Origin of the sequence: Achromobacter pestifer (assembly GCF_902859625.1) — a bacterium.
GTDB classification, from domain to species: Bacteria; Pseudomonadota; Gammaproteobacteria; order Burkholderiales; family Burkholderiaceae_B; genus Achromobacter; species Achromobacter pestifer.
Window position 1 is genome coordinate 734,182 of the sequence record NZ_CADIJX010000003.1, and the last position, 16,455, is coordinate 750,636.

General features: G+C 63.3%; 15 protein-coding genes. 8 read left to right on the forward strand and 7 right to left on the reverse strand.

Going from position 1 to position 16,455, the window contains the following annotated elements:
• Positions 1-96 precede the first annotated feature (96 nt).
• The 4 genes from HV753_RS14925 to HV753_RS14940 all read left to right on the forward strand — a co-directional run bounded on the left by HV753_RS14925 (position 97) and on the right by HV753_RS14940 (position 4,078).
• Positions 97-879 (forward strand): crotonase/enoyl-CoA hydratase family protein, encoded by a 783-nt coding sequence (locus HV753_RS14925; RefSeq protein ID WP_175175254.1) that lies wholly within the window; start codon positions 97-99, stop codon positions 877-879.
• Positions 876-1,886, forward strand: coding sequence for an NADPH:quinone oxidoreductase family protein (locus HV753_RS14930; protein WP_175175255.1), 1,011 nt, complete (start codon positions 876-878; stop codon positions 1,884-1,886). The genes HV753_RS14925 and HV753_RS14930 overlap by 4 nt, the downstream gene beginning before the upstream one ends.
• A 62-nt stretch (positions 1,887-1,948) precedes the next feature.
• The gene (locus HV753_RS14935) at positions 1,949-2,905 is read left to right on the forward strand and encodes a Bug family tripartite tricarboxylate transporter substrate binding protein (protein WP_175175256.1); all 957 of its coding nucleotides are present in this window, start codon (positions 1,949-1,951) and stop codon (positions 2,903-2,905) included.
• A gap of 33 nt (positions 2,906-2,938) precedes the next feature.
• Positions 2,939-4,078, forward strand: coding sequence for a CaiB/BaiF CoA transferase family protein (locus tag HV753_RS14940; protein WP_175175257.1), 1,140 nt, complete (start codon positions 2,939-2,941; stop codon positions 4,076-4,078).
• A 31-nt stretch (positions 4,079-4,109) separates the two neighbouring features.
• Here HV753_RS14940 and HV753_RS14945 read toward each other — a convergent pair whose 3' ends face one another.
• The 6 genes from HV753_RS14945 to HV753_RS14970 all read right to left on the reverse strand — a co-directional run bounded on the left by HV753_RS14945 (position 4,110) and on the right by HV753_RS14970 (position 11,159).
• The gene (locus tag HV753_RS14945; RefSeq protein WP_175175258.1) at positions 4,110-4,970 is read right to left on the reverse strand and encodes a response regulator transcription factor; all 861 of its coding nucleotides are present in this window, start codon (positions 4,968-4,970) and stop codon (positions 4,110-4,112) included.
• Positions 4,971-4,975: 5 nt separating this feature from the next.
• On the reverse strand, positions 4,976-5,872 hold the full coding sequence (locus tag HV753_RS14950) for an EAL domain-containing protein (RefSeq protein WP_175175259.1): 897 nt from the start codon (positions 5,870-5,872) through the stop codon (positions 4,976-4,978).
• A 37-nt stretch (positions 5,873-5,909) separates the two neighbouring features.
• Complete coding sequence (locus HV753_RS14955) at positions 5,910-7,073, reverse strand: fimbrial protein (RefSeq protein WP_175175260.1); 1,164 nt, start codon at positions 7,071-7,073, stop codon at positions 5,910-5,912.
• Positions 7,070-9,700, reverse strand: a complete 2,631-nt coding sequence (locus HV753_RS14960; RefSeq protein WP_175175261.1) for a fimbria/pilus outer membrane usher protein — start codon at positions 9,698-9,700, stop codon at positions 7,070-7,072. Before HV753_RS14960 ends, HV753_RS14955 begins: the two co-directional genes overlap by 4 nt.
• Positions 9,701-9,800: 100 nt before the next feature.
• Positions 9,801-10,559 carry a fimbria/pilus periplasmic chaperone gene (locus HV753_RS14965; RefSeq protein WP_175175262.1) on the reverse strand — a complete coding sequence of 253 codons (759 nt, stop codon included), beginning with the start codon at positions 10,557-10,559 and terminating at the stop codon, positions 9,801-9,803.
• Positions 10,560-10,616: 57 nt separating this feature from the next.
• On the reverse strand, positions 10,617-11,159 hold the full coding sequence (locus HV753_RS14970; RefSeq protein ID WP_175175263.1) for a fimbrial protein: 543 nt from the start codon (positions 11,157-11,159) through the stop codon (positions 10,617-10,619).
• A 348-nt stretch (positions 11,160-11,507) separates the two neighbouring features.
• Here HV753_RS14970 and HV753_RS14975 point away from each other — a divergent pair, with 348 nt between their 5' ends.
• Genes HV753_RS14975 through HV753_RS14985 form a run of 3 tightly spaced genes read left to right on the forward strand, consistent with a single transcriptional unit; the run spans position 11,508 to position 15,228 of the window.
• Positions 11,508-11,990 carry a sigma-70 family RNA polymerase sigma factor gene (locus tag HV753_RS14975; protein ID WP_175175264.1) on the forward strand — a complete coding sequence of 161 codons (483 nt, stop codon included), beginning with the start codon at positions 11,508-11,510 and terminating at the stop codon, positions 11,988-11,990.
• On the forward strand, positions 11,987-12,943 hold the full coding sequence (locus HV753_RS14980) for a FecR domain-containing protein (RefSeq protein WP_175175265.1): 957 nt from the start codon (positions 11,987-11,989) through the stop codon (positions 12,941-12,943). The genes HV753_RS14975 and HV753_RS14980 overlap by 4 nt, the downstream gene beginning before the upstream one ends.
• 44 nt (positions 12,944-12,987) lie before the next feature.
• On the forward strand, positions 12,988-15,228 hold the full coding sequence (locus HV753_RS14985) for a TonB-dependent siderophore receptor (protein ID WP_175175266.1): 2,241 nt from the start codon (positions 12,988-12,990) through the stop codon (positions 15,226-15,228).
• 21 nt (positions 15,229-15,249) lie between these two features.
• Here HV753_RS14985 and HV753_RS14990 read toward each other — a convergent pair whose 3' ends face one another.
• On the reverse strand, positions 15,250-15,579 hold the full coding sequence (locus HV753_RS14990; RefSeq protein WP_175175267.1) for a YciI family protein: 330 nt from the start codon (positions 15,577-15,579) through the stop codon (positions 15,250-15,252).
• Between the two features lie 247 nt (positions 15,580-15,826).
• Between HV753_RS14990 and HV753_RS14995 the strand changes: the two genes are divergently transcribed.
• Positions 15,827-16,435 (forward strand): LysE family translocator, encoded by a 609-nt coding sequence (locus HV753_RS14995; protein ID WP_175175268.1) that lies wholly within the window; start codon positions 15,827-15,829, stop codon positions 16,433-16,435.
• Positions 16,436-16,455: the final 20 nt, after the last annotated feature.

The following is a 16,455-nucleotide window of genomic DNA, read 5'->3' on the forward strand; positions in this document are numbered from 1 at the left end:
GAACCGGGCCGCGCGGATGACCAACGTTCGCGCGGTTTTTTCAACTTAGTTTTGATACTAATTGGTAGTATTTAAATAACAGGACGACAGCGATCTATGGCTCCGAAAATCCTGGTGGAACGCACCGGCTATGTGACGACGGTGATCATCAACCGGCCCGAAGTGCGCAACGCGCTGGATCGCGAGGCGGCTGCCGGGCTGGCCCATGCCCTGCGTGAATTCGACGCTGACGACGAGGCGCGCGTGGCCGTGCTGTGCGGCGCGGGCGGCGCCTTCTGTTCCGGCGCCGATCTGAAGGAACTGGCCGGCGGAACCGACTACGAACCATGGGCGGGCAGCCCCGAAGGTCCGCTGCACGCACCGCTGTCCAAACCGGTGATCGCGGCGGTGGCCGGGCATGCGTGCGCGGGCGGGCTGGGCGTGGCCTTGTGGTGCGACCTGCGGATCGCGGAGGAGAGCGCATCGTTCGCGGTGCTGTCGCGCCGTTGGGGCGTGCCCATGAGCGACGGCACCACCGTGCGCCTGCCTCGGTTGATCGGCATGAGCCGGGCGCTGGACATGTTGTTGACGGCCCGCATCGTGTCCGCGCCAGAGGCCGAGCGCTACGGGCTTGTCAACCGCGTTGTCCCGGATGGGCACGCACGCGCCGAGGCCGAAGCGCTTGCGCACCAGATGGCGCAGTTTCCCCAGATCGCCCTGCGTTCCGACCGGCAGTCGGCCTATGCCCAGGCCGGCGTGACCGAACGGGACGCGGTGGCGGCCGAAATGGCCTATGCCGCCGAGGCCCGCCGCCTGGAGGCAAGGGCGGGTGCGCAACGTTTTGAACAGGGCGCCGGCCGTCATGGCGTCGTGCCCGGCGCTGGTAAGGAAGTCCCATGAGAGCCGTGATTTGTCGTGGGCTGGGCGACCCCAGCCAAGTCAGCGTGGAAACGGGTTCCGCCCCGCCGATGTTCGCAGGCGGCGTGCGCATCGCCGTGCATTCCTGCGGTGTCAGTTTCGCCAATCTGCTGGTGCTGCAAGGCAAACATCAGAACCGGCCGGCGCTGCCGCTGACCCCTGGCACCGAAGTGGCCGGCATCGTCACCGAATGCGCGCCGGACGTGACCCTGTTCCGCCCGGGTGACCGGGTGGTGGCCGGTGTGCGTTCGGGTGGCTTCGCCAGCGAAGTGGTGGCCCCGGAAGACACCACATTCGCCTTGCCCTACGGCGTGGATTTTGACAGTGCCGTGCAGTTCCCGACCATATACGCCACGGCGTACGGCGCGCTGTGCTGGCGCGCGCGCTTGCAGCCCGGCGAGACGGTCCTGGTGCACGGTGCAAGCGGCGGTAGCGGTCTTGCGGCCATCGAGATTTCCAAGAAGATGGGTGCGAAGGTCATCGCGTGCGCCAGCACCCAGGCCAAGCTTGATGCCGCGTGCGCGCATGGCGCCGACACGGGGCTGAACTACCGCGACGGGGAGTTCCGCGACGCCGTGTTGTCCCTGACCGACGGGCGCGGCGCGGATGTGATCTTCGATCCGGTGGGCGGAAAGGTCTTCGAGGAATCATTGCGTTGTGTGGCGCCGGAAGGCAGGTTGATCCCGATGGGTTTCGCCGGTGGCGACATTCCACAGATCCCCGCCAACATTCTGTTGGTGAAGAACGCGACGGCCATTGGCATCTATTGGGGCTACTACATGGGCTGGGGCCGGGTGCCGTTCCCGCCGGAGCGCCGCGCCGCGGTGCGCGCCGCGTTCGCAACGCTTTCTGGTTGGGTGGTTGAAGGCGCGTTGAAACCCTATACGCAGCGGACCTTCGCCCTGGAGTCCTACGAAGAAGCGCTGGCCGTCCTGGCCTCTCGTGAAGTCATCGGGCGCGTGGCCCTGCATCCGCAACGATTTTCCTGATAACGGGCATTCAGATCCGTATCTAAAAAAAGCGAAGACAAAGCACTCAAGGAGATGGAGACATGAAACGACTGATCAAGCTACTCATCGGCGTCACGCTTGCGGTGGGCGCACAGGCAAGCCATGCCTTTCCCGATAAGCCGATCCGGCTGATCGTTCCCTATCCGCCGGGCACCGGCACCGACACGCTGGCGCGCTACACCGCGCGTCAGCTGGAGGCCAGGCTGGGTCAGCCCGTGATTGCGGAAAACCGGCCGGGCGCAAGCGGCATCATCGCAACCCAGACCGTGGTGTCGGCGGCGCCTGATGGCTATACCTTGCTGCTTGCCGCCAACGCGCCGGTGGCGACCAACGTGGCCGCGTTCGCGAAGCTGCCCTACGATCCCTTGACGGACTTGGCGCCGGTGGCCGTGCTGGCACAGGCGCCGATGGGTTTCTACGTCTACCAGGATTCGCCCTATCACTCCGTGGCGGACCTGGTGGCGGCCGCCAGGAAGGATCCGAAAAAGCTGAACTATGGCGCGGGCAGCGCCACCTACCAGATCGCCACCGAGTGGTTTCTATCACTGGCGCAGGCGAGTGCCAACGGTATTTCCTACAAGGGCGCGGGTCCGGCGCTGAATGACCTGGCTGGCAAGCAGGTGGATTTCGTGATCGCGGAATACAGCGGCGCGCAAGCCTTGGTGCAGGCAGGCAAGCTGCGGCTGCTGGCGGTGACGACGAATAAGCGCCTGGCCAGCGTGCCAGACGTGCCGACCTTGCAGGAACTGGGATACAAGGACTTTTTCAAGGTGGCGTGGTGGGCCATGTTCGCGCCGGCCAAGACGCCCGCGCCAGTCGTGAAGACCTTGCAGGATGCCTTGCTGGCCATCTATGCCGAACCCAAGACCCAGGAATTTCTGGCGCAGAGCAATTTCATTTCCTTCATCGGCGACGCGGAAGCCCTGGCCAAGTTTCAAAAGAAGGAAATAGAGCTTGAGATCGCCACCGCGCAAAGCGCGAATATCCCCAAGCAATAACCCGGCCAGATCGGTATCCAACCAGGAGCACATATGACAGGTCCCTTGTCTGGCATGCGCGTCATCGACGCCAGCAATTTCGTATTCGGGCCGATGGCGACGCAGCTGCTTGCGGACATGGGTGCCGAGGTGATCAAGGTCGAGCCGCCGCAGGGCGATCCCATGCGTCAGGTTGGCCAGTCGCGCAATCCGAAGATGGGATCCTTCTTCCTCAACCTGAACCGGGGCAAGCGCAGTGTGACGCTAGACCTGAAGAACGCCGACGACATTGCCCGCCTGGACGCGCTATTGGCAACGGCCGATGTCTTTGTGCACAACATGCGGCCGGCGGCGGCCCGTCGGCTGGGCATCGACTACGAGAGCCTGGCCACGCGGCATCCCCGGCTGGTCTACGCCGTGGCCCTGGGCTTTCATCAGGACGGCCGCTATGCCGAGCGTCCTGCCTACGATGATGTGATCCAGGGCATGAGCGGAGTGTCGGGCCTGCACGCGCGCATGTACGGCGAGCCAGGCTTTGTGCCCATGCTGTTCACCGACAAGCTCTGTGGCGTCTATCTGGCGGGCGCGATCGCGTCGGCGCTGGTGGCACGCGCAGCCAACGGGAAAGGGCAGTTGGTGGAAGTGCCGATGTTCGAGACCATGGCGTCTTTCAACCTGGTTGAACACCTGGCCGACAGTATCTTTGACGGCCCGTCATCCGACCCGGCGCCGCGTGGCTATGAACGGGTCTTCAGCCGCTATCACCGGCCGCTGAAAACCCGTGAAGGGTATATCTGCCTGGTAGCCAATACGGATGCGCAATGGCTGCGCCTGTTCTCCTTGCTCGAACGGCCGGACCTGTCGGCGGACCCCCGCTTCACGACCATGGGAGACCGCATCCGCCACGCGGAACCGTTATACGACGAAGTTAGCCAAAGCCTGCTGGCGCGCGATGCGGCCGAATGGCTGGCGCTGTTCCTGGAGCACGACATTCCGGCAGGACCGGCCAACGGCCTGGATGACCTGCTGACTGATCCGCACCTGGCCGACGTGGGCTTCTTCGAGACCGTCGAGCATCCGACCGAAGGCGCGCTACGCTGTGCATCCACGCCGCTGCGCTTTTCGGGCAGCCCGAAGGCGGCCGCAGGCCGTGCTCCGGGGTTGGGCGAGCACAACGCGGAGATTCTGGCATAGGCGCGGGCAGGTGAAGCGCGCGTCGGCGCGTTCAAGAGAATGTGACGCGGTCGACTTCTGATCCGGAATGTCCGAGACGGTGCGGGAAACTGTTCAACTCGGCGATCAACACCCTTCCGGAAAACTGATAGCCCATGCCACGGCAGGTATGCAAAGGAAGGGGGTGTCCCGCGTTGCCGACCTTCACGCGCAGACGGCTGACGACGACATCCAATTTACGTTTGGATATCAGATCGGCAGCGCCGCCCTGGTCTTGATTGCTGCGCAGGAACAGGTGATCCGGCGACGCGAAAAGCTGGGTCAGGAATTCCCGTTCGGCCGTTGTCAGGCGCACGATCTGATGGTTGGGCGTTCGCAGCGCCCAACCTTGATCGGCAAGAATCCAGTCGCCTTCCTTGGTCGGGTCGCAGGACGCATCGCCATTGTGCAAGGGGGAAAGGAAAGAGGCGTCGGGATGCGGCAGGGCGGGGGCGGGCGTTCCCTGCGCAAACGCCGTGCGCCGGTAGAGCGCATGCAAGACAGCGGTCAATTCCGGCCCGTCCAGTGGGTCGGAAAGACAGATATCCGCGCCGGCGTTCAGCCCCTGTATGCGCTCGTTGGATCCGCCTCGGACAAGCAGAACGAGACCCGCCTTGAAGATGGGCCTCAGCAGCGTGCATAGCGTTAGCCCGTCCATATTATCGATCGTGCCTGAGTCCAGGATCACGATGGTGTCGTGTTCCTTTGCCAACCACGCGAACAGTTGTCCCACCGTCGTGCAGCAGCGAAAGAAAATGTTGGTGGAATTCAGGGCTTCCCAGATCCAGTTACTGTCGGCTGCCAGCGCGGGGCCTTCATCTGAGGGTTGTCCCAGCAACAGAACGACGACGGGCAGGCATGCTTGTTGGCCCATGGTGCTTAATCCATGGCGGGCGTGGAAGAGAGGGGGGCGATCACGACGCATGGCGTATGCAGCCCCGGCGGTAGGACATTCGGACGCGCAAACCAGAACCCCTGCATCCATTGCGCGCCCGCCTGTTCGGCCAAGGCCTGGTCTTCACGGGTTTCAACGCCTTCAAGCACGATGGTGTCGGTAATCGCGGCACAGAATTCGATCAGGCGACGCAGAATGGTCCGGCTTTGCGAGTTGTCGCGAGCGCGCACCAGATAGCCTTTGTCGATCTTGATGATGTCGGGCTTGGCGTGAATCACAAAGTCAGGTGGGATGGCCCCTGTTCCGAAATCATCGAACGCAATCTTGCAACCCAGTTCTTGCATCGTGCGCATGAATTGCAGCGCGGCGATCGGGTCCTCGATGCGGGTGGTCTCCGTGAACTCAATGACCAGCCGCCGCGCCACGTCCGGTTCGCGGCGCAACTGCTGGATGAGTTGCGTCCAGAATCCATCGATGACCACGCTTTGAGACGACATATTGCAGCCAAGCCGCTGCGCGGGATGGTCTCGCAAAGTCTGGATCGTGGCCGTGACGACGCATCGATCGAATGCGCGTATTTGACCCAGCCGTTCAAGGGTTTGAATCGCTTCGCCAAGTGAGGCCATGCCGCCGGGGGCATCGGGAATGATCGCCCGCGCCAGCCCTTCGTGATACAGGGATTCGCCGGGAAAACCGCTGGCATCGACGATGGCCTGAAAGGCCAGGACGACGCCTTGCCGGCGTAGATCCGTGAACAGCGCGACGGCGCGCGCCAAGTCATCTTCCTGCATGGCATCTTGGCCGATGGGGCCAGGTTCAGGCTTGAAGACACGCGCCGGTGCGGCGGCGGTTTGGCTAACGGGCATATCAGGTGTGCGCATGGGCCTTCCAGTGTTTGTGAGGCAAGCCTGTGCAGGCCTACAGATAGCTCATCGTGAACTCGACGACCGCATTCGCGGTGCCCGGGGTGACTTTCGATTCGGCCTGGTAGTAGGCGGCATCGAACACAATCTCCATCGATCCGCCTTTTACCGGGTCATAACCGCGCAAGAGGTAGCCCGAGGTGTCCAGGAGCATCGGCGTTCCGTCGGAAGCTTGGGTCAGCTTCAGGCCGATGCCCTTGGCAGTGGAGTCGCTGCTGAGCTGAACCACGCCCTGCGCGGCGTTGATGTAGCGCTTATTGGGCTCGGCAAACGCGATCGAAACGGATTTCATGGCTGCCGGGCAACCGTTGACGGCCACCTTGAACCGCACGGGATTGGTCGTTGATCCGACGCCCTTGAAGGCCGACTTGGGGTAGTCGCCCATGGGTACGGTGACGTTGGGCGTCGAACAAGACAGAACGCTGACCTGGATCGGACTCATGGTGACAAAGCCGTGTTGGGCTGTGGGGTACTTGGCGATGTAGTCCACACCAGCGTTGCTGCTGTCTCTCTGGTTCAGCGCAAGCTCGATCACAGTTCGGCCGGCGACCAAGCCCGGCTGCACGGCACCCAGAGTCTTTACCAGACCGATTGCCCATTGCCCGCCCGCGTTGGCGGTTCTACCGGCTGCGTCTCCGTTGCAGCCAGAGGAGGGCCAACCCTCGACGGGCCCCCGTCGGCTGCCATCCGTATCCACGTCGTGCCAAATATCCGGTGCGCAGCCCGTATCCAGGTTCCTGAACGCGACGATCATGCCGACGCCAGGCAGTCCGGTGTTGTAGACCGGAGAATTGTTGATGTTGTTGCCACCGATCGAATAGTTGACGGTCATGCCGGATCGCGTAAGGTTCACCGACCGCCTGGAGACGCCGGCGGAGTTGTTGCGCGTCGAGTTGTCGCATTGATACACAGTGGGGAACTGCGCTCCCACAACGGGAGGAAGAAATATGGTGCCAACGGGCACGTCGCGAGGAACCGTCACCGTTGCCGGGAGCGTCAAGGTGTAGGTGTTGCCGCCGCCCTTGCAGACGCGCGGGGCGGTGTTGTCTGCTTGCGCCCAGGCATGCCCTGGCAACCAGAGAAGCAGCGCCGCCATGGTCAGGCCTCCAAGCCGCGCCGCCCTTCCCATCGTTCTGAAATATTGCGTGTTCATCATCATTGCACCTGTTGATCCGTGGCGCCGCATTGGGCATCTACTGTCGTCCATGCCTGGCCCGCGTCCTCCTTGGCCGGCGGGGCAAGCGTTACCGGCAATCTGCATTGGCTGGCCGCGCCATCGCCCCACGACACGAGGTATTCGTGTTTGCCAGGTTCAGCGCCGCGCACCAGCAACTGCCCGAACTGCGCGACCGTGCCGATAGCCTGGCCCTCGCTGTCCGTCGCCCGCGCGCCGAAGGGGACCGGGCTGCCGTCGGCCATCGTTGCGCGCACCAGCACCGAGCTGCCGCCGCCAGCGGTCTCGAACACCAGCTTCACGACGGCCCCAGCTGTTGGTGCGACATGCTGCGCCGTGGTTTTCAACTCGACGCTCAGTGGCAGGCCCTTCGGATCCAGCTCGATCTCGTTGCTTGCAAACGGCGTCAGGTTCGGCACCACCGCATGACCCCATCGGTCCACGCGCACGCCGCTGGCGTTGGTCACGCGGGCGCCGGCCGCCTTGTCGGCTTCGATCACCGCCGTCGTCTCGCCCAAGGTGGGCGTGAACACCACGCCGCCGCCGAAGGCGACGACACCTCCGGAGAGGCCGGCGCCCATTTGCGAGAATCCCTGGCCCCGCGAAGCATTGGCCTGGAGCGTGGCAATCGGCGATGCGTAGGCGACGTTGCCGCCGACACTGGTGCGCGTGCCGCTTGCGTCGTCAGTGGCGCGCATGGCGTTCACGCCAAAAGAGACGGCGTTGTCCTTGCCGGCTGATCCCGTCACCGTCTCCTGCACGCTGCTGCGGCCATTGAAATCGTGCTGGATGTTCGTCGAGGTATAGAGGCGCTGGGAACCCACGCCGATGGGAATGCCGACGTTCAGCATGGCGACGTTGTCCCATCGTCCAAGCGTGGCATCGAATTGCCGGGCGACGGAGACGCCCGCGCTCACGCGGCCAAAGTTGGTGCTGTAGCCTGCCTGGAACTGGGTGTCCCGTCCCTTGCGATTCCAGTAGTCCTGGCTGGAACCGCTGACATAGACGGACCCCCAATCGCGCGGCAATTGCTGGTTGATGGCCACTTGCAGACGGCCGCGCAGCGAACCGTTTTGCAGAAAGCCGTTTTGCACAATGCCGCTGCGAAGAAAGGCTCCGCGGTATGCGCTTTCGCCATGGCGCAGCGCCATGGCGTCGCGCAGGTTCAGGTAGCCGCTACTGGAATAGCGGTAGGCGGCCACGGTGATGTTGGTGTTGGTGGGGGCAACGAGTTTGCTGTAGGAAAGTCGCACGCTCTGGCCGGCTCGCGAACCCAGCGCGCCCAGGTCGGCTTTCGATTGCGTCGCGTCCAGTCCGACCGCGCCCCAATCGGTGTTGAGCGCCACGCCAGCCAGGCCCGCGGCATAGCCTTGGGCGGCCACGATTCCGCCGTAGCCGGTCACCAGATTCGTGAAGCCGTGCTGCACCGTCGCCTGCGCCACCAGGGGTTCTGCGTGGATCTGCGAGTCGCGGAAGCGTCCGATCGTCACGCCATAGCGTGAGATGCCAGGGCGCAACGCATTCACGGCCGCCGCGTATGGCACGCTGGAGACATGCACGCTGCCGTCGGCTTCGGTGACTTCAACATCCAGGTTGCCGCCGTAGCCGGTGGGGTACAGGTCGTCGATCGAAAACGCGCCAGGCGCGACGTTGGTTTCATAGATGATGTTGCCGTTCTGCCGAACGCGCACGACGGCGTTGCTGCGGGCGATGCCCGTGACACGCGGCGCATAGCCGCGCTGCGACTGGGGCAGCATCCGGTCGTCGCTGGACAACTGCACGCCCCGAAACCCGAAGCTGTCAAACAGACTGCCGTCCGTGAAGGCATCGCCCACAAGGAGTTGGCTGCGCAGTGTCGGGATCGAGCGTTGCAGATTCGTCTGCATGCTCTGGTAGTGCATGCCATAGCCGCTGGCCGTGGACAGGCTGCCACTATGGCGAAGGCGCCAGGGGCCGACGTTCAAGCCGCCCGTAAGCCCCGTGTATCCCTGGCTGAAGGATTGTCCCTGAGAGGTTGATCGATAGAAGTTGGCGTTGTACTGAAGCAAGGCGGCGGGCACGCCGTCGTCCCAGTAGCGCGGGTCCACATAGCCTTGCGCGGAACGGCTGAGCGACACCTGCGGCACGCTGGTATTCAGGCGTTGCTCACCAGTGTCAAACGATGCCGTCGCATCCGGTACCAGTTGCGCCAAGGTCGGACAATCGCCGGCACCGACCAGCAGCTCCGTCGCTTCGGGGGACAACTTTTGCAAGTCGACGCCCATGCGTTCAAGCAATTCACGGTTGAAGCACGTTTGGACGTTGCGCGGGTCGTCGCCGATTTGCCGCAGCGTTACCTGCGCACGGCCAAGCCAGCGTTCGTTGACATAAAGATCCGCGCGATAGCTGCCTGGCGCGGCCGTTTGGCCCTGGTTATAGAGGCTCAAGTCGATCGTCGGGCCGGCGCCACGAAGCAGAAACTGGTCGTTGAATTGGACTTCCGCCACGCGGGCCGGGGCACTATTGCCGCTTGCGTGGCTATCCACGCCCGCTATGGCCAGCAGCACCAGCACGTAGCAGGGATGCAGCCGCAGGCACGGGAGCGGAATCGGATTCTTCCTTCGATTTTTCATAACAGACGCCAGGAATTCGGAGTGACTCCCTCCCTGCCGCGACGACGCAGCATGGGAAAGACAAGAAAGAAATGAGAGGGCGGAGGGCCGGAGCGCCTGGCTAGCTTTCGCCTTGTTGCAGCGTGGCCTCGCCCGAGATGACGCCGCCGTAGTCGTTCACCGCTTCATAGCGGACCTTCTCCGTGGAAGATGCGGCCTTGCCCTTCATGGGCAGCAGACGGGTCTCGCCCGGCGCCAGCATGAGCCCGGCATCGATGGAAGTGCGCGCGTTGCCGCTGCCGATATCGATGGTCGAGAAGCTCACGTGATACGCGCTGGGGTTGCGGACTTCGAGATGTTGCGTGCCTGCCTTGACGACGACGCGCCACGCCACCTGAGCCGGCGCTTCGCCGGGTTGTCCCGGCAGCTTGGCGGGACGAAAGAACAGCTTGATGCGGGATCGAAAGGCGAATTGCAGCGCGTTCACGTCGGCGGCGTCGGCATCCGGCTTGGGCGGAATTTCCAACACGTTCAGCCAGAACACCGATTCGCGGTCTTGCGGCAACGGCATACCGGTGTAGGCGATGCGCAGCGTTTGACTCTTTTGCGGGTCGACCCGCGCGATCGGCGGCGTCACCAGAAAGGGGCCGCCTTCTTCGGAAGGCGTCAAGCTGGGGTCGCCCTTGTCGGTCCACACCTGAACCAGCGCAGGGTTCTGGCCTTCATTGGACAGCTTGAGCGTGACTTCGGATTCGTTGGCCGGATACACCACGCGGGTGCCGGCTATGACGATCGACGCCTGCGCGTGCCCCATCGCCAGCACGATTGCGGCGAACGCGGCCATTCGCGCCAGGGTGGTGGTTGCGTAGTTGGCTTTCATAGTTCAGACAAAGTGAGATGAGGGGTGGCCGATGCAGGAGCACCGGCCAGCCGATGCTTACTGGTAGTTCAGCGAATAAACCACGCGCGTGACGGCCGCACCGGGGGTGACGGCATCACCGGTGATGCGCGCGTACTGGGCGAAGTAGCGCAGTTGAGCGCCCTGGTTGGCGATATCGACCGGCACGGGTTGTTGGCCGGTAATGCCTTGACCCAGCTGGATCGGGGTCACGCCATCGGCTTTGAGCAGGCCGATCTGCACGTTGCCGGCGCCACCCGCATCCAGCTTCAGCTTGCCGGTGCTGACGTCGACCATGCCGCCGTCCTCGAAGTAGGTGGATACCTTGGTGGCCGTTCCCTGGCATTCAGACAGGGTGATCACGAAGCCGGTCGTGGCCGCGGTCGAACCCGCGGCGGGCAGGGCGGTGGCCTGGATGTTGGGCAGCGTGACGGTGAAATCGCCGGTGGTTCCACCATTGATCTTGCACGTGGTGTCGGACACCGAGCCGTTGAAGGTAATCGTGCCATCGGAGGCAAGAGCGGCTTGGCTGCCCAGAACGGCGCCAGCAAGGATTACAGCGGAAGCAAGAGTGGTTTTCATAAGCTTGGATCGTCAGAAAGGTGACCGAGGGCAGAAAAGAAATGGCGCGCCCTCAGATACGCAGGCCCTGCATTGGCGGGGCTTACTCTGCTTGCCACTCGAACCATCGGAAATGGCTCAACAATCGGACAGAACTTATGTAACTCTATGTAATTAACGGGGGAGGGACGGACATCGTTCGGCGCCGCAAGCCCAAGAATCTAAAGGAATGCAAACCCGGCGACTGAACCGGGCAGAAAACATGAATCCGTCCAAATCTGCGTGATAATCTTTCCAAGCGTTTCGTAAGATAACCACAGCCTCGCATTTTGACGACGTACCGGAAGAGCGGGGAGTACTGAGTGCAATATGCGCAAGATTTCCGATCTGTACGCCGGGCATCACTCATGGTTGAAGGGGTGGTTGCGCAAGCGGATGGGGGACAGCGATACGGCTGCCGATCTTGCGCAGGACACGTTCGTGCGGGTGCTGAGCAAACCGCCGGAGGGCGACCTGGCAGAGCCCAGGGCGTATCTCACCGTGATTGCCAAGGGGTTGGTGTCGAACTGGTATCGGCGCCGTGCAATCGAAAACGCCTACCTGGAGGAGCTGGCCTCTCGACCGGAAGCCTATTCCGTTTCGCCTGAGGAACGGGCGCTGATGCTGGAGGCGCTGTTCGAGATTGACGCCATGCTCGAGAAATTGCCGGCAAAAGCGCGCGAGGCCTTTTTGCTTTCCCAACTTGAAGAACTTCCCTATAGCGAAATTGCGCAGCGTTTGAATATTTCGCTTAGCACCGTCAAGCGCTATATCGTGCTTGGCTTCGCTCAATGTTTGGCGACGATGGCATGAGCCAGGAAAGAATAGATCCGGGCCTCGTTCAAGAGGCCGCCACGTGGATGATGCGCCTGTCGGACGAGGGCGCCAGCGAATCCGACTGGGAGGCGTGGCGGCAATGGACGTCGCAAAGCCCCCAGCACGAACAATTGCGCCAGCTTGCGCAGACGCTTACCGAGAGATTGCAGCGCGTCCCGCCCAGCATGGGGTGGACTGCCCTGAATGCGCCTCGCGCCGCCCGCCGCCGGGCCGCTCTGAAGGCGGCTTCCGTGCTGTTGGTGGCCGGCCCGGCCACCTGGTTGGCGCTGCGCCTGCCTTGGCATGAGTGGAACGCGGATTATGAAACGGGGACGGGTTCGCGGCGTGTGGTGGAACTGGCCGATGGCAGCCGGATCACCTTGGACACCGCCAGTTCGGTCAATATCTCCTTCACCGAGAGCCGCCGGCTGGTGGAACTGGTTTCCGGCCGGATCTTCGTGGCGACGGCGGTCGACCCAGCCGCCCGGCCCTTCATGGTGAGCACGCGGCAAGGTCTCGTGCGCGCGATCGGCACGCGGTTCGATGTCCGTCAGAACGCGCTGGATAGCCAGGTTGCCGTCACGCAGGGGGCAGTGGAAATCACGGCTGCCGACGCGGGGGCCTCCCCGGTGACATTGCAGGCCGGACAGCAGGCCAGGTTCACGCGCACCACCGTGGAGCCGCCCACCGCGGCGAACGAGTTGGAATTCTTGTGGGTGCAAGGTCGAATCCAGGTGGAGAACGTGGCGCTGGGCGATTTGATCCGGGAACTGGCGCGATATCGCCCAGGCGTCCTGCGATGTGATCCCTTGGTTGCGACGTTGCGGGTGTCGGGCAGGTACGACCTGGACGATACGGATTTGGCGTTGCGGCTGTTGGCCAGTTCGCTGCCGATACGCATTTCGCGATTGAGCTCATATTGGGTCACGGTCGGACCAAAAAGCGACTAGCCTGCGCTGGCCTCTGGCGAGCGACAGCGCCGGCGGCGTTGGCCATGCTGGCCTGTGCGATGCCGGCTGGGGTTCACGCGCAGGGCAGCGTAGCAAGCCCCGCGCAGAAGGCCTATCTGATCCCGGCGGGTCCGCTGGCGCAAGTGCTTGGCCGGTATGCGGACGCGGCCGGGATTTCATTGTCGTACGCCCCGGCGCTGGTGCAGGAGAAGACCAGCCCCGGTCTGTCGGGTGCCTACAGCGTGGCCGACGGGTTTGCGCAGCTGCTTGAGGGCAGCGGGCTGATGGCCGTGGCCGATGGGCCGGAGGGCTATGTCTTGCTGCCCGCCGTGTCGCCGCAGAGCGTCAGCACGGATTCGGCCACGATACTGCAACAGGTGAAGGTGGTGGGCGATCCGCTGCGGGACGGTTATGCGGCCGCGACCGAATCCTTGGCCACCGGCGTGCCGACGCCGCTTCAGCACATTCCCCAGTCCGTGCACGTCGTCACCAATCAAGTCATCCGGGACCAGCAGGCGCAAACGCTCGACGACATCTTGCGCAACATTGGCGGCACCTCCGGCAACGCGCAGGTCTACGGGTTTTCGACGGATGCCTATGAATTGCGCGGCTACACCGCGCGCGTGCTGTTGGATGGAATCACGCCGCAGAATACGTTTCGCGTGCCCGCAGTGGGTATTGAACGGGTGGACGTGCTGAAAGGCCTGGATTCAGCGGCGCTGGGCGATGTGGTGCATGGTGGCGTCGTCAACGTGCAGCTCAAACAACCGCAACAGGCGCCCGTGCGGGAGGCCACGCTACAAGCAGGTTCATACGGCCACGTTGGGATGGCGCTGGATTTGGGAGACGCCATTGAAGATTCCCACTGGCAGTATCGCGTGATCATGTCGTCGGAGAAGGCCGATCACAACTTTGGCGGTTACCGGGATTTCCGGCAACGTTATCTTGCGCCGAGTCTTGCCTGGGATGACGGCCGTACCCGTCTGCTGCTGGGCGTGCAGTATGTGGAAGGCCGGCTGCCGGTGCGGCCCTTCACCGTGTGGCAGGAGGGCCGTCCCGCCGCGCTGAATGGCCCGCTCGGCAACGCCGACGACCACACGGACTTCCATCAGGTCCGGCCGTACTATCAATTCGAGCACAAGCTCGGCACCGATTGGACCTTCTACAGCGCGGCAAGCCTCACCCGGCAATCCTCCAAGATCTATGCCCACGATGTCGGGCCGGCCGATGCGGCGGGCGATGCATTTTTCCAGGGCTACGTCAGCCAGTACCGCCAACAGGACGCGGTGTTCGACAACAACGTGAAAGGCCGCCTGGGCACCGGCTCGGTGAAGCACGATGTGATGTTCGGGTTCAGCCGGTACACCTTGGATTCCGATTTCAGCAACGTCTTTCTTCCCGGGGTTCAAGGCAACATCTTCCGTCCTGACCTTCCATTGCCGTCGGTGGCGCCCGGCGATGACGTGTTCAAGAGCACGGATCAATCGAACAGTACGCGGGTGTACGCACAAGACTTCATCTCGATTGGCAAGTGGCACATCCTGGGCGGGGTGGCGTACAACCGCGCGTCAGTCGGGGCGGGGCCTTCTACCGCGTGGGCGCCCAAAGGCGGCGTTGCCTATGACGTGACGCCTGAAATCTCGGTCTATGGAAACTACGCTCGCAGCTTTTCCGTGCAGCCGTACGTGCTGCAAGACGGTCAAACGGCGCCGCCTCTTACCGGCAAGACGCTCGAAGCGGGTGTCAAGTTCGCCTGGCCGGACAAGCCTCTGGACTTCTCGATTGCGCTATTCAAAGTGTCCCAGAGCCAGATTGCGCAGGGCACGGCAGATGGCATTGGATACGAGTTGGTCGACGGCGGCGACAGCCGCGGCGTGGAATTGAATGTCCAGGGCCAACTGGCGCCGGGCTGGCAGGTGATTGGCAGCTACACCTATACCGACTACCGGCCGTCGGCGGGCCAGATCAACCAGATCCCGCGGCATACGGCAAGCCTGTGGACCACATACTCATTCCAGCGCCCCGAATGGCATGGCTGGGGAGTGGGGGCAGGGCTGTACGGCCGAACTTCCTACACCGTTGATGATCTGGGCCTGGGGCATCTGGTGCTGCCAGGACAGACGCGCACGGACCTGAGCCTGTTCTACCGCAACGCGAAGTTCTCGGCGACGCTAGGCGTCAAGAACGTGTTCGACAAGCAGCTGTACCTGGGCCACGCGCTGGCAACGCGGATGTTCCTGGAGCCTGGCCGCACCGTCATGCTGACGACGACATATGCGTTCTAGCCGCGTGCGGCGTTTGGCCCGCTAGGGCTGTTCCAATGGCCACACTTCAACCACGCCGTGCGCAACGGCGCAGGGGGTTCGAGACACCATGTCTATTGCCTCGGCCAGATCGGCGGCTTCGATGACGGTAAAGCCCGCCAGCGGCAAGCGCGATTGCATGTACGGCCCATTCGTCGTTTCAACCCGAGCCGCCTCGGTATTGCGCACCTGCACCGGGGCGCCGGCAATGCCCATCAATGCGCCGTCATTCCGCAATTTCTCGTCGTGCGCGTGAGCGGCATTTCGGACGGCGGCGGCGGTCTGGTCGTAGCCCGCTCGGTCTCCATATCCTATCGCTATGAACGTTGGCATGGATTTTCTCCTGTGCTTGAGGTGTCAGCCTGACACCTTAAACCACGTAGTCTGTGGCCGCGTGCGCGCGCATGGGATTTGCCCGATGTCATCGGCGAAGCCGTCTTCAAGGATGTGCTGGTGACCGCGGTCACGATCGGCTATGCGTCGCCGACGCAACCCTGCCGCTAAGGGTTGCGGTAACCGCCATGGCAGGTCTGCGCGTCCCGCGCTAGACTGATCGCTTCCCCATTTTGCTGCTTCCGCCATGGCACTTCATAGCTGGCTCATCTACCTGGTTGCGGTCATCGGCCTGTCAATCACGCCCGGCCCCAACACACTGCTCGCCCTGACCCATGGCGCGCTGCACGGTCATCGCAAAGCCCTGTGCACCATCGCCGGGGGCGCGGTGGGCTTCATTGCCCTGATCGCGTTGTCGATGCTGGGCATCAGTGCATTGCTCAAGGCCTGGGGGCCGGCGCTGACGGTGCTGAAGTGGGCGGGTGGCGCTTATCTGATCTGGCTAGGCATCCAGTTGTGGCGGTCACCGGGCGTGCAATTGACGCCCGGGCCCGAGATGCCTCGGCCGCGCCGCGCCCGGATGTTCAGCCAGGGCCTCCTGTCGGCAATCTCCAACCCCAAGGCCTTGCTCTTCTACGGAGCATTCCTGCCGCAATTCATCGACCCGGCGCGCAGCCTGTTCACGCAGTTCGTGATCATGGCGGGCACCTTTGCCGTCATTGAGTTCCTGGTCGAATATGTGCTGGCGCGGCTGGCGCATCGCGTGCGCCCTTGGCTGGAGCGTGCCGGACGGCGCTTCAACAAGGTGTGCGGCGGCTTGTTCGCCGCCATGGGCGCGGCGTTGCCCGGGTCTTGAAGGACAGTCGCTTCTAGCGC